At 42.4% G+C, this 12,662-nt stretch carries 11 protein-coding genes; 9 read left to right on the top strand and 2 right to left on the bottom strand.

What is annotated here, in order from left to right:
• The first annotated feature begins 6 nt into the window (after positions 1-6).
• The 6 genes from rpsO (at position 7) to bshB1 (ending at position 6,601) form a co-directional block, all read left to right on the top strand.
• The gene (rpsO, locus tag ACFSRY_RS19620; protein ID WP_377512222.1) at positions 7-282 is read left to right on the top strand and encodes a 30S ribosomal protein S15; all 276 of its coding nucleotides are present in this window, start codon (positions 7-9) and stop codon (positions 280-282) included.
• A gap of 129 nt (positions 283-411) precedes the next feature.
• Positions 412-2,550: a polyribonucleotide nucleotidyltransferase gene (pnp, locus tag ACFSRY_RS19615; RefSeq protein WP_377512219.1), complete on the top strand. Its 2,139-nt coding sequence runs from the start codon at positions 412-414 to the stop codon at positions 2,548-2,550.
• Between the two features lie 189 nt (positions 2,551-2,739).
• Positions 2,740-3,603, top strand: a complete 864-nt coding sequence (locus ACFSRY_RS19610) for a sigma-70 family RNA polymerase sigma factor (RefSeq protein ID WP_007656436.1) — start codon at positions 2,740-2,742, stop codon at positions 3,601-3,603.
• A 146-nt stretch (positions 3,604-3,749) separates the two neighbouring features.
• A complete protein-coding gene (gene trxB, locus ACFSRY_RS19605) occupies positions 3,750-4,688 on the top strand; it encodes a thioredoxin-disulfide reductase (RefSeq protein WP_377512215.1) in 939 nt (312 codons plus the stop codon).
• A 129-nt stretch (positions 4,689-4,817) separates the two neighbouring features.
• Complete coding sequence (locus ACFSRY_RS19600; protein WP_377512212.1) at positions 4,818-5,867, top strand: peptidoglycan DD-metalloendopeptidase family protein; 1,050 nt, start codon at positions 4,818-4,820, stop codon at positions 5,865-5,867.
• A 14-nt stretch (positions 5,868-5,881) separates the two neighbouring features.
• Complete coding sequence (gene bshB1 / locus ACFSRY_RS19595) at positions 5,882-6,601, top strand: bacillithiol biosynthesis deacetylase BshB1 (RefSeq protein ID WP_377512209.1); 720 nt, start codon at positions 5,882-5,884, stop codon at positions 6,599-6,601.
• A gap of 84 nt (positions 6,602-6,685) precedes the next feature.
• Here the strand turns inward: bshB1 and accC are convergent, their stop codons facing one another.
• Positions 6,686-8,185, bottom strand: a complete 1,500-nt coding sequence (gene accC, locus ACFSRY_RS19590; protein WP_377512206.1) for an acetyl-CoA carboxylase biotin carboxylase subunit — start codon at positions 8,183-8,185, stop codon at positions 6,686-6,688.
• Between the two features lie 209 nt (positions 8,186-8,394).
• Between accC and ACFSRY_RS19585 the strand changes: the two genes are divergently transcribed.
• The gene (locus ACFSRY_RS19585; protein ID WP_377512203.1) at positions 8,395-9,633 is read left to right on the top strand and encodes an aminotransferase class I/II-fold pyridoxal phosphate-dependent enzyme; all 1,239 of its coding nucleotides are present in this window, start codon (positions 8,395-8,397) and stop codon (positions 9,631-9,633) included.
• Between the two features lie 106 nt (positions 9,634-9,739).
• Positions 9,740-9,931, top strand: coding sequence for a histone H1 (locus ACFSRY_RS19580; protein WP_377512200.1), 192 nt, complete (start codon positions 9,740-9,742; stop codon positions 9,929-9,931).
• 78 nt (positions 9,932-10,009) lie between these two features.
• On the opposite strand, the gene tyrS is transcribed toward ACFSRY_RS19580, so the two are convergent.
• Positions 10,010-11,314, bottom strand: coding sequence for a tyrosine--tRNA ligase (tyrS, locus tag ACFSRY_RS19575; RefSeq protein ID WP_377512197.1), 1,305 nt, complete (start codon positions 11,312-11,314; stop codon positions 10,010-10,012).
• 178 nt (positions 11,315-11,492) lie between these two features.
• Between tyrS and holA the strand changes: the two genes are divergently transcribed.
• On the top strand, positions 11,493-12,539 hold the full coding sequence (gene holA / locus ACFSRY_RS19570) for a DNA polymerase III subunit delta (protein WP_377512194.1): 1,047 nt from the start codon (positions 11,493-11,495) through the stop codon (positions 12,537-12,539).
• Positions 12,540-12,662: the final 123 nt, after the last annotated feature.

The raw sequence follows: 12,662 nt of genomic DNA, 5'->3' as shown, positions 1-12,662 counted from the left end.
TACGCAATGAAATTAACTACTGAAGCGAAACAAGAAATTTTTGAAAAGCATGGTCTGGCTAAGTCTAAGACTGACACAGGTTCTCCTGAAGCACAGATTGCACTTTTCACTACGCGCATTGCTGACCTTACAGAACACCTGAAGGTTCACAGAAAAGACTTTTCAACTCGTTTAGGTCTTTTAAAGCTGGTAGGTAAAAGAAGAAGACTTCTTAACTACCTTCAGAAAAATAACATTGAAAGATACAGAGCTATTATTGCTGAGCTAGGTATCAGAAAATAAAGCTTTTATCATTAGGGAATTCACAAAGGGAATTCCCTAATGTTTTTATACCCCCTCTTCCTCCTTTTTGCCAGTACCGACAGTGGCCGCAAAGGGCTGCCCTGTTTTAGATGTAAATAATAATTGAAGATGTCTTATAACGCGATTAACAAAACCATTCTTCTTCCTGATGGCAGGGAGATAACAATTGAAACTGGTAAACTAGCTAAACAAGCTGACGGATCTGTAGTAGTTAAAATGGGAAATACCATGCTACTTGCTGCCGTAGTTTCTAATAAAGACGCACGCGAAGGAGTTGACTTCCTTCCTTTGTCTGTAGACTATCAGGAGAAATTTGCCTCTTCAGGTAAAATCCCTGGAGGATTCCTGAAAAGAGAAGCAAGGCTTTCTGATTATGAAGTTCTTGTATCCCGCCTGGTAGACCGTGTTCTGCGCCCTCTTTTCCCGGATGACTATCATTCTGAAACACAAATGACAATACATTTGATCTCTGCTGATACGGAGATCATGCCTGATGCACTTGCCGCTCTTGCTGCTTCAGCTGCGCTTGCTGTGTCTGATATTCCTTTTAATGGTCCTATCTCTGAAGTACGTGTTGCACGTATCGATGGCAAGTTAGTAATTAACCCTACTGTTACGGATCTGCAGCGTGCAGACATCGACATGATGGTTGGTGCTTCTATTGACAGTGTGGTTATGGTGGAAGGTGAAATGAATGAAGTTTCTGAAGCTGAAATGCTGGAAGCCATTCAATTTGCTCACGAAGCCATCAAAGTTCAGTGCCAGGCTCAGCTCGAACTGGCTGAATTAGTTGGCAAAACAGTAAAGCGAGAGTACTCACATGAGACGCATGATGATGCACTTCGTCAGAAGGTTTATGAAGCTACGTATCCTAAGGCTTATGAGGTTGCCAAAAGAGGCAGCGACGTTAAGTCAGATCGCAAAGAAGGCTTTGCCTCTGTTTTAGATGAGTTTGTAGCTTCGTTGGGTGAGGATCATGAGTATGACATGAACCTGATCAAAACTTACTTCCATGATGTAGAAAAGGATGCTGTTCGAAATATGGTGCTAAATGACAGAGTTCGTTTGGATGGCCGGGCTTTAAATCAGATCCGCCCGATTTGGTCTGAAGTTAATTACCTGCCAGCAACCCATGGTTCAGCTGTATTCACTCGTGGGGAAACACAGTCTTTAACAACAGTTACCTTAGGTACTAAGCTTGACGAACAGATGATCGACAGCGCTATGGTATCTGGAACAAATAAATTCTTATTGCACTACAACTTCCCTGCATTCTCCACTGGTGAGGTTAGACCAAACAGAGGACCTGGACGTCGTGAGATCGGACATGGTAACCTTGCGTTACGTGCACTGAAGAAAGTGTTGCCTCCAGAATCTGAGAACCCATATACAATCCGTATTGTATCAGATATTCTGGAATCAAATGGTTCATCTTCTATGGCTACCGTTTGTGCTGGTAGCTTAGCTTTGATGGATGCTGGTGTTCCGGTTCGTGGCGCCGTTTCTGGCATTGCTATGGGACTGATCACTGACCTTAAGACAGGTAAATTTGCCGTGCTTTCTGATATTCTTGGTGATGAGGATCACCTTGGTGATATGGACTTCAAAGTAGCTGGTACTAAAAATGGTATCACTGCCTGCCAGATGGATATTAAAGTACAAGGACTGTCTTATGAGGTATTGAGCCAGGCTCTTGAGCAGGCTCATGAGGGTCGTCTGCACATCCTAAACGAGATGAGCAAAACGCTTTCTGAGCCAAACGCTGATTACAAGCCGCATACTCCACGTTCGTTCAACATAATAATTGATAAGGAATTTATCGGTGCGGTGATCGGGCCAGGCGGTAAAGTTATCCAGCAGATCCAAAAGGATACTGGCGCAACTATAATTATTGAAGAGAAGAACGAGAAAGGACACGTTAATATATTCGCCAGCAATCAGGATGCAATGGATTCTGCGGTCTCTAAGATCAAAGGAATTGTAGCACAGCCAGAAATTGGCGAGGTGTATATTGGAAAAGTTAAGTCTATCCAGCCATACGGTGCCTTTGTTGAGTTCATGGCGGGTAAAGATGGCCTACTTCATATTTCTGAAATTAAGCATGAGCGCCTTGAAACAATGGACGGTGTGCTTGAAATAGGAGAGGAAGTGAAAGTTAAACTTATCGATGTAGATAAAAAGACCGGTAAATTTAAACTTTCCCGTAAAGCTGTATTACCAAAGCCTGAAGCTTCTCAACAACAGTAAGCATTAATTATCAAACTCTTGGTGCCCGCCTGTGAAGGTAAACAAGGCACCAAGAGTTTTTTTATTAACTGCGTGAAAGGTTACTCCTTGTTTTTATTTATAAGAAGTAAGAACTTTGCGCAGTTTTCTGATGTTAAGTCACCGAGCCTATTCAAATTTTAACATTTTTTGCAATAACATAATACTCTGATGAGACAACTCAAGATAAGCAAACAGATTACGAACCGTGAAAGCCAGTCGCTAGATAAATATCTGCAGGAGATTGGTAAAGTAGATCTGCTTACTCCCGATGAAGAGGTGTCGCTGGCACAGAGAATCAAAGAAGGTGATCAGTTTGCTCTTGAGAAGTTGACGAAAGCTAACCTGCGTTTCGTGGTATCGGTGGCGAAACAGTATCAAAATCAAGGACTCTCTCTTGGCGACCTTATTAATGAAGGGAACCTCGGCCTGATAAAGGCAGCTAAGCGTTTTGATGAAACTAGAGGTTTTAAATTTATCTCTTATGCTGTTTGGTGGATCCGTCAGTCAATTCTGCAGGCTTTGGCTGAGCAGTCCCGAATTGTTCGTCTTCCTTTAAACCGTGTTGGTTCTCTTAACAAGATATCCAAATCATTCTCTGAGCTCGAGCAAAAGTTTGAGCGTGAGCCATCACCCGAAGAAATAGCTGAAGTTCTGGAGCTTACAACTGCTGAAGTTGTTGACACTCTAAAAATATCTGGCAGACACGTATCCGTGGATGCACCGTTTGTGCAAGGGGAGGAAAACCGCCTGTTGGATGTACTTGAAAACGAAGATGAAGAGTCTCCAGACACTGGTCTGATGAATGACTCCCTTCGAAAGGAGGTACAGCGTGCACTTTCTACTTTAACAAAACGTGAGGCGGATGTTATCACCTTATATTTTGGGTTAAATGGAGAGCACTCACTTACGCTGGAAGAGATAGGAGAGAAGTTTAACCTTACTCGTGAGCGTGTGAGACAGATTAAGGAGAAAGCGATCAGAAGACTTCGTCATACATCAAGAAGCAAAGCACTGAAGCCTTATTTAGGCTAGTTCTACTGGAACATTTGAAAAGCCCTGGCACAACCTGTCAGGGCTTTTTTTATCATCTCTCTTTATCATTTTGACTGCCTTCATGCAGGCAGAGGCAGAGATTTTTTGTATACTTGCATCCTAGTTTATTTCAGTATATAAATATAATGGAAATAGAAAAAGTAAAATGCCTTATTATCGGTTCTGGACCAGCTGGCTACACTGCCGCTATTTATGCTTCCAGGGCCGGTCTTAATCCTGTTCTTTACCAGGGCCTCCAGCCTGGCGGCCAACTCACTATAACAAACGATGTAGAAAATTATCCTGGTTATCCTGATGGTATTATGGGGCCAGAGATGATGGAAGATTTTAAAAGACAAGCAGAGCGCTTTGGTACAGACGTACGTTATGGTATTGCTACGGCCGTTGATTTCTCATCGCAGCCCCACAAAGTTACTATTGATGATCAAAAAGTAATTGAAGCCCATACCGTTATTATTTCCACAGGTGCCTCTGCTAAATGGCTTGGTCTTGATTCTGAATCCCGCTTGAACGGTAGTGGCGTATCAGCCTGTGCCGTATGCGATGGCTTTTTCTATCGGGGTCAGGATGTGGCTATTGTTGGTGCAGGTGACACTGCGGCTGAAGAAGCCACCTATTTATCTAACCTTTGCAAGAAGGTTTACATGATAGTACGTCGTGATGAAATGCGTGCCTCTACTATTATGCAGGAGCGTGTTAAGAAGACGAAGAACATCGAAATACTTTGGAATACAGTAACCGATGAAATATTAGGTGAGCATGCAGTAGAGGGTGTAAGGTTAAAGAATACGGTAACAAATGAAACGGTTGAAATACCAGTAAGTGGTTTCTTTGTGGCTATTGGACATAAACCAAACTCTGATATTTTCAGAGATTTCCTTAACCTGGATGAGAACGGTTATATCAGGACTATACCGGGTACTTCTAAAACAAATATTGATGGCGTTTTCGCCTGTGGTGATGTTCAGGACTTTACTTATCGCCAGGCTGTAACAGCAGCAGGATCAGGTTGTATGGCTGCACTGGATGCAGAGCGTTATCTTGCATCGCGTGATTTGCACTAAATTTTTGAGCAGCTACTCTTAAAATTGCACTTTATTTTACTTACTCGTGTTGGAGGTCTGACAATAAAATGCCTCTAAGGTAGTTAATCATGCGAATGCACTAATACAACTTAGCCAAAGTTGAAACTAATGTCAAAATTCAGATTGCCCTTATTTCTGGTCTTTTTCCTTTTTTGCCTCATGGGTAGCGCACTTAGTGTGTCTGCACAGGGAAAAGTAAAAGACCTCTTCAAGGTGAAGTCTCCTAAGATACAATATGTTAGGCCAGACACTACCATTCTTATCAAGTATGATGAGTTTCCTGATGAAAACTCAGATGCCGATCAATCTATCTTCTTCAATCCTAAAAAGGAATTAGCTATAGTAAGTGAAGATACATCTGAGCTTGATCTTGGTGAGCAGCATATCGTAGAGATGTCCGAGGAGGTGCTCGTCGATTCTTCCTGGATAAGAATTGCTGGGTATTATGCTATATGGGACACCCGTAACATCAACCCCTACAGGATGGATGGCCGGCAGCTAAAGGATACTGTTGACATTAAACTTTACGATCCTCGGAACAACAGAAATTATAAAATGCCTTTAGTGGAAACGCCTATTACCAGTCACTTTGGTATGAGAGGCTCCCGGTGGCATTATGGAACTGATATTGACCTTAACACAGGAGACTCTATTTTTGCCGCTTTTGATGGTGTAGTCCGTATCAACAAGTGGGATGGAGGCGGCTATGGCAACTACATAGTTGTCAGACATTACAATGGTCTTGAGACGCTATATGGCCATATGAGTAAAGCTATCGCACAGCCCGGCACTTTTGTAAAATCTGGAGATCTGATTGGTCTTGGCGGTAGTACAGGGCGTAGCTCCGGGCCGCACTTACATTATGAAGTACGCTATCAGGGAAATCCCATGGACCCTGAAAACCTATACGATTTCCCTGATTACCTTTTGAAAGGGGAAAGTTTCGTCATCACCTCTGCACTGTTCAACTATTACAATAAGGCGAAATCTGGGGGAACAAGTGGCGGAAGGCGTACTGCTTATCACACAGTGAGAAAAGGTGACACTTTATCCGGAATAGGCAAGAAATTTGGTGTTTCACCATCTCAAATAGCAAAACTTAACAGGATCAGCACGCGTTCCACGCTAAGAGTTGGCCAAAAACTACGAATTCGTTAAAAACTAATTTTGCCATGAAGTTAGATATTCTTGCTTTTGCTTCGCATCCCGATGACATTGAGTTAGGTTGTTCTGGTACGTTGATCGCTCATATAGCTGAAGGAAAGAAAGTTGGAATAATAGACTTAACAAGGGGAGAGCTTGGTACCAGAGGAACACCTGAGGTAAGGCTACAGGAATCTGATGCTGCCTCCGAGGTAATGGGTTTAGTAGCCAGGGAAAATTTAGGTTTTGCAGACGGATTCTTTCAAAACGACCGGGAACACCAACTAAAGGTAATTGAAATGATCAGGAAGTATAAGCCTGATGTAGTTGTTATGAACGCTGTCTATGATCGTCATCCTGATCATAAAAGAGGTTCTGACCTTGTTTCGGAATCATGTTTTAAAGCGGGCTTGAAAATGATCAAAACCTTGAATGAAGAAGGTGAAGAGCAGGAGGCGTGGCGACCAAAAGTAGTTTATCATTACATCCAAGACAGGTTTATCGCTCCTGATGTTGTTGTTGATGTAACTCCCTTCTGGGAAAAGAAAATGGAGACTATACGGGCTTTCAAGTCTCAGTTCCATAATCCAGATGACTCAAGTCCAAATACTTATATCTCCTCTCCTGAATTCCTGAAGTTTATAGAAGCCCGTGCCCAGGAAATGGGACATTCCATCGGTGTTACCTACGGCGAGGGCTTTACCAAGGAAAGAAACATTGGCGTGAAGAGCTTCTTCGATTTGATATAAAACCACTATAAGCGGTAATACAAGAGAGGGGACCAGTTTAATTTCTGGTCCCCTCTCTTGTGTAAAGCGGTAAAGGTATATCTACTATACTCTGTTTTTTCGCCAGTTAGAAGATGAGGTGGACGAATTGTTAGAACCAGTAGCCTCCACAACTGTTTTCTTAGTGTTTAAAAGCAAAGCAGCTAAAGCTACAGCTACTTCTTCGGCTCCATTATCTTCTTTTTCTTTCAGGCTTTCTGGAGTAAAATATCTCTCGATAAATTTCGTGTCGAAGTTACCGCTTACGAAAGCTTCATGCTGTAAAACGAATTTTCCAAAAGGGAGGGTAGTTTCGATACCAGTAATTTGATATTCATCAATGGCACGAAGCATTTTGTCAATTGCCTCCTGACGGTCTTTCCCGAAGGTAACCAGTTTGGCAATCATTGGGTCATAGTAAATGGGAATGCTCATTCCCTGTTCGAAACCATCGTCTACACGCACTCCTAAACCTTGTGGGCGCCTGTAAGTCTCAAGCTTACCAATATCAGGTAAGAAGTTATTAGCAGGGTCCTCTGCGTAAACGCGAAGCTCCAGAGAATGACCTATAATTTCCAGTTCCTCCTGCTTAAAGCTTAACGGTTTTCCCTCTGCAATTAATATTTGCTCTTTTACTAGATCCAACCCTGTAATTTGCTCAGTTACCGGATGCTCTACCTGCAAGCGCGTGTTCATTTCAAGAAAGTAGAAGTTAAGGTTTTCATCAACCAGAAACTCTACTGTGCCAGCTCCAACATAATCGCAGGCCTTGGCAACATTTACAGCGCAAAGGCCCATTTCCTCACGTAGGGCAGGAGTAAGGACAGAGGAAGGAGCTTCTTCAATAACCTTCTGGTGGCGACGTTGAATGGAACACTCACGTTCAAACAGGTGGACGATATTTCCGTGGGTATCGCCTAAAACTTGTATTTCGATGTGCCGTGGAGAGCCAATGTATTTTTCAATGAACACGGAGCCATCTCCAAAAGCAGAAGTTGCTTCACTCACAGCTAATTGCATTTGCTCTTCAAACTGGTGCACGCCTTCTACTATACGCATGCCTTTACCTCCACCACCAGCGCTCGCTTTGATCAGAATGGGGAAACCAACTTGCTTAGCTATTTCTTTAGCTGCTTCAACGTCTGTAATGGCCTCTTCGGTACCAGGCACCATTGGGATGTTGTATTTCGCTACAGCAGCTTTAGCAGCCAGCTTGCTGCCCATCAGGTCTATTGCCTCAGGCGAAGGTCCAACAAAGATTATTCCTGCCTCCTGTACCTTTTTAGCAAAACCGGCATTCTCCGATAGGAAACCATAGCCTGGATGAATGGCATCTACATTTAATTTTTTACAAACATCAATGATTACATCGCCACGAAGATAGGATTCATTTGACTTAGGACCTCCAACACAAACCGCTTCGTCTGCGAAACGAACATGAAGTGCGTTACGGTCTGCTTCGCTGTAAACAGCTACAGTCTTGATGCCCATTTCTTTAGCCGTGCGCATCACACGTAAGGCAATCTCCCCTCGGTTAGCTACAAGTATCTTGTTTATTTTTCTCATGCAGGTGGTTTTGTTATTATACTTCAAATAAACGGGATTGACATCAAAGTTAAAAGCCAGAAGAATAAAAAGGTGCTTTGATATAGTATATCAATTGTATATGAATCACGAAAAGCATAAATTTGCGTTGCTTTAGACCTGAAGTAAGCAAAAGGAATTAAAGCTTGTTATTAATCTGAAATTATCCCGATAACCTAATTATTTCGCAAGTGGATTTATTTGAAAAGTTGTTGACCAACAGAGGTCCTTTAGGAAGCCACTCCCATTATGCGCATGGCTATTTTACATTTCCAAAGCTAGAAGGAGAGATTGCGCCACGCATGAAGTTCAGAGGCAAAGAAGTGCTTACCTGGAGCCTAAACAACTACCTTGGTCTTGCTAACCATCCTGAGGTTCGCAAAGCTGATGCAGAGGCAGCCGCTGATTGGGGTATGGCCTATCCAATGGGTGCCCGTATAATGTCCGGTAATTCCAACCTGCATGAGCAGCTGGAAGCAGAACTTTCTGACTTCGTAAAAAAGCCTGACACGTTGCTTCTTAACTTCGGTTACCAAGGAGTTGTGTCTATCATAGATGCGTTGGTTGACCGCCACGATGTTATTGTTTATGATGCGGAGTCACATGCCTGTATCATAGATGGTCTTCGCCTTCACCAGGGTAAACGCTTTGTATACGCTCATAACGACATGGAGAGCCTTGAGAAGCAGCTGGAGCGTGCTACACGCTGGGCTGAGAATACAGGAGGTGCCATTCTTGTTATTACAGAAGGTGTTTTTGGCATGTCGGGTAATTTAGGCAGCCTTGATAAGGTGGTTGCTCTGAAAGAGAAGTTCAACTTCCGCCTGTTTGTGGATGATGCACACGGATTCGGAACTATGGGTGCCACGGGTGCCGGTACAGGTGAGTACCTGGGCTGCCAGGACGGTATAGATGTATACTTTTCTACTTTTGCCAAGTCTATGGCGAGCATTGGTGCCTTTGTATCTTCTAACGAGCAGGTAGTGGAGTACCTTCGTTACAATATGCGTTCGCAGATCTTTGCCAAGTCGCTGCCTATGCCATTGGTAGTTGGAGCACTTAAGCGCCTGGAACTGCTTCGTTCAAAGCCTGAGCTAAAGGACAAGCTTTGGGAAGTGGTAAATGCACTGCAATCTGGCTTACGTGAGAAAGGCTTCAATATTGGTACAACACAATCTCCTGTAACTCCTGTATTCCTGAATGGCCAGATTCCTGATGCTACTCAGTTAACCCTGGATCTTCGCGAAAACTATAACATATTTTGTTCTATCGTGGTTTACCCGGTAGTGCCAAAAGATGTGATCATGCTGCGCCTGATACCTACGGCTGCTCACACTTTGGAGGATGTAAATGAGACAATTTCTGCTTTCGAAAAAATAGCACAAAAATTGGACAAAGGCTTGTATGCTAGTCCTGCAGTTACCGCTTAATTGGCTCCAAAGGCATATATTAAATTTTCTTAATTTTTGCTTGTTTGTAACAAATGTGTATATTGGAGCAGTAAAAACAATTGTTTCACTATAACAAATAGCTCCAATGAACAACAACTTTAACAAATTGAGAGACCTAGTAATGTCATTAGAATCTGATTTCGAAAAGTTCTATGACAAAGGTAACGCTGCTGCTGGTACTCGTGTACGTAAAGGCATGCAGGATCTGAAAAACATGGCGCAGGACATCCGTAAGGAAGTTCAGGACATGAAAAACAGCACTGCTGAGAAGAAATAAGCATCAGACAGACTGAAAGAAATAAAAAAGGTGACCTGCAAGGGTCACCTTTTTTAATGATATAATATTGTATATCAGTTATTTAACTGATATAAGGTAATAGTTTTTCTTTCCTTTCTGTACCACAAGGTACTTTTGCTGAAGGAGTTCAAAGTTTACCTCTTCGTCCGGCCCCTGCACCTTATGTCTATTGATACTTACCCCACCATTCTTGATCATTCTACGGGCTTCTCCTTTTGAATCGAAGATCTCGCTGTTGGTAATGTCAGACAGCAAGTCAGTCACATTACCTGCTTCCTGATAGCTGTCTTTTGTAATCTCAATCTGCGGTACACCTTCAAAAACGGAAAGTAAAACATCCTCTTTTAGCCCTTTTAGAGTCTCCAGATCACCTTTTCCAAATAAAATTTCAGAAGCATCTACAGCAGAATTATAGTCTTCTTCAGAATGTACACGAATTGTAACATCCTTAGCCAAGGCTTTCTGTAAAATGCGTAAATGAGGTATTTGTTTGTGCTCTTCAGTCAGGCGTTCAATCTCATCTTGAGGAAGTAATGTGAACACCTTAATCAGCTTCTCTGCTTCCTCATCTGAAAGATTAAGCCAGAACTGGTAAAACTTATAAGGCGAGGTGAAGCTAGGATCCAGCCAAACATTACCTCCTTCAGATTTTCCAAATTTAGTACCATCAGATTTAGTAACCAGTTTGCCTACTAAGGCAAAAGCTTTGCCTCCATCTATCCGTCTGATCAATTCGGTACCGGTGGTAATATTCCCCCACTGGTCAGAGGCACCCATCTGAAGTCTTACTCCTTTGTTTTTATATAAGTGGTAAAAGTCGTACCCTTGGATGAGTTGGTATGAAAATTCGGTAAAAGACAACCCTTCAGCCCGATCACCTTCTTCATCGGCACTTATTCTCTTCTTAACCGAATCCTTAGCCATCATGTAATTAACGGTAAGGTGCTTACCCACCTCACGAAGGAAGCCCAGAAAACTGAATTCCTTGAACCAGTCGTAGTTGTTTACTATCTCAGCTGAGTTAGCACCGCAATTGAAATCAAGAAACTTTTCCAGTTGCTTACGAACTCCTTCCTGGTTGGCTCGAAGTGTTTCTTCATCGAGCAGGTTCCTTTCTGCCGATTTACCTGATGGATCACCAACCATACCAGTAGCTCCACCAACCAAAGCTATAGGTTTATGACCTGCACGTTGCAGCTGAACAAGTAACATGATGGTGGCCAGGTTACCTATATGAAGCGAGGAGGCTGTTGGGTCAAAGCCAATATAACCAGCCGTCATCCCGGAGGCCAATTGCTCTTCCGTACCAGGCATGAAGTCGTGGAGCATGCCTCTCCATCTAAGTTCTTCTATCAGATTCATGTAATCAAATTCGTGTATATAGGCAAATATAAAAAAGAGTTAGCAGTTTGAGGCTTTCTTATTCATATTAGAAAGCTAGTTCATTGAGAAGTAGCTGCCAGTAAAGATGATTATCTATGTTTTATATTTAAGTTTCCTCCTTATGGGTTAAATTTGTAAAAGCACCTAAACAATCGTTATGTCTGTTACACCCGAAGGCATTTTAGAACAATTAAAGCAAGGGAAGTTTGCACCCGTATATTTCCTGCAGGGAGAAGAACCTTTCTATATTGACACTATTGCTGATTACATAGAAGATAATGCTCTACAGGAGCACGAAAAAGGTTTTAACCAAGTGGTGCTGTACGGCAAAGATGTAGATGTTTCTATGGTGCTGCTACAGGCTAAGCGATTCCCGATGATGTCTGATCGTTCAGTTGTTATTGTGAAGGAGGCGCAAAGTATTCAGGATATTGAAAAGGAGGAGGGTATGAAGCAGTTAGAGGCATACCTACAGAATCCTTTACCATCCACAATCCTGGTATTTTGTTATAAGCATAAAACGTTGGATGGTCGTAAAGCGTTGGCAAAGGCAGTAAACAAACATGCAGTACTTTTAACAACCAAAAAGCTTTATGAAAACCAGGTTCCTGCCTGGGTTAATAATTACTTAAAGCAAAAGGGTATAAAAGCCACACAACAAGCTGTTCAGCTGTTGAGCGAGTTTATTGGATCAGACCTCTCCCGGTTATCTAATGAAATAGATAAGCTATTGATCAACCAGAAGCCCGGCACCACCATTGACGAGCGCGTGGTGCAGGAGAACGTGGGTATCAGCAAAGAGTACAATATTTTTGAACTTCAGGCTGCATTGATTTCCCGTGATGCACTTAAAGCAAACAGGATCATCCACTACTTCGAGGCGAACCCCAAGAACAACCCTTTGATCCCAAATCTTTCCATGCTCTTTAATTTCTTTACAAAACTGTTAACATTGCACATGCAGCAGGACAAATCTGAGCAGGGGCTGAAGAAGAGCCTTGGAAACCAAGCCTGGAAAGTTAAAGACTATGTGCAGGCTATGAAAGTTTACCCTTTGCAGCGCTGTGCAGATATTATCCATTTTATTCGTGTAGCTGACCTGCAGGTAAAAGGAATATCCGGAGGCGACATGACAGAAGCAGATATTCTTCGGGAGTTAATTTTTAAGATTTTACATCCCGTTCCGAAGGTTATAACTTCTTAATTGCATTTTTTTTCTACTGGTACAATAATTTGATACTTTCTCCCTTAGTATAGATATTAAGCTATATAAGGAGGTTGTTGTAAGAGCAGAAAATTAACTATCTGCATCAGCGCTTCTTAAAAT

This window comes from Pontibacter locisalis, from assembly GCF_042684605.1.
In the GTDB taxonomy this organism is placed as follows: Bacteria; Bacteroidota; Bacteroidia; order Cytophagales; family Hymenobacteraceae; genus Pontibacter; species Pontibacter locisalis.
Note: the sequence above shows the minus strand (reverse complement) of the source record. Positions and strands in the feature narration are given on the sequence as shown.

Bases quoted from the DNA above. Each gene is read 5' to 3' on its own strand.
- holA (WP_377512194.1), top strand. From the start codon at position 11,493: ATGTCTGTTACACCCGAAGGCATTTTAGAACAATTAAAGCAAGGGAAG.
- tyrS (WP_377512197.1), bottom strand. From the start codon at position 11,314: ATGAATCTGATAGAAGAACTTAGATGGAGAGGCATGCTCCACGACTTC.
- rpsO (WP_377512222.1), top strand. From the start codon at position 7: ATGAAATTAACTACTGAAGCGAAACAAGAAATTTTTGAAAAGCATGGT.
- ACFSRY_RS19580 (WP_377512200.1), top strand. From the start codon at position 9,740: ATGAACAACAACTTTAACAAATTGAGAGACCTAGTAATGTCATTAGAA.
- pnp (WP_377512219.1), top strand. From the start codon at position 412: ATGTCTTATAACGCGATTAACAAAACCATTCTTCTTCCTGATGGCAGG.
- bshB1 (WP_377512209.1), top strand. From the start codon at position 5,882: ATGAAGTTAGATATTCTTGCTTTTGCTTCGCATCCCGATGACATTGAG.
- ACFSRY_RS19610 (WP_007656436.1), top strand. From the start codon at position 2,740: ATGAGACAACTCAAGATAAGCAAACAGATTACGAACCGTGAAAGCCAG.
- ACFSRY_RS19600 (WP_377512212.1), top strand. From the start codon at position 4,818: ATGTCAAAATTCAGATTGCCCTTATTTCTGGTCTTTTTCCTTTTTTGC.
- accC (WP_377512206.1), bottom strand. From the start codon at position 8,185: ATGAGAAAAATAAACAAGATACTTGTAGCTAACCGAGGGGAGATTGCC.
- trxB (WP_377512215.1), top strand. From the start codon at position 3,750: ATGGAAATAGAAAAAGTAAAATGCCTTATTATCGGTTCTGGACCAGCT.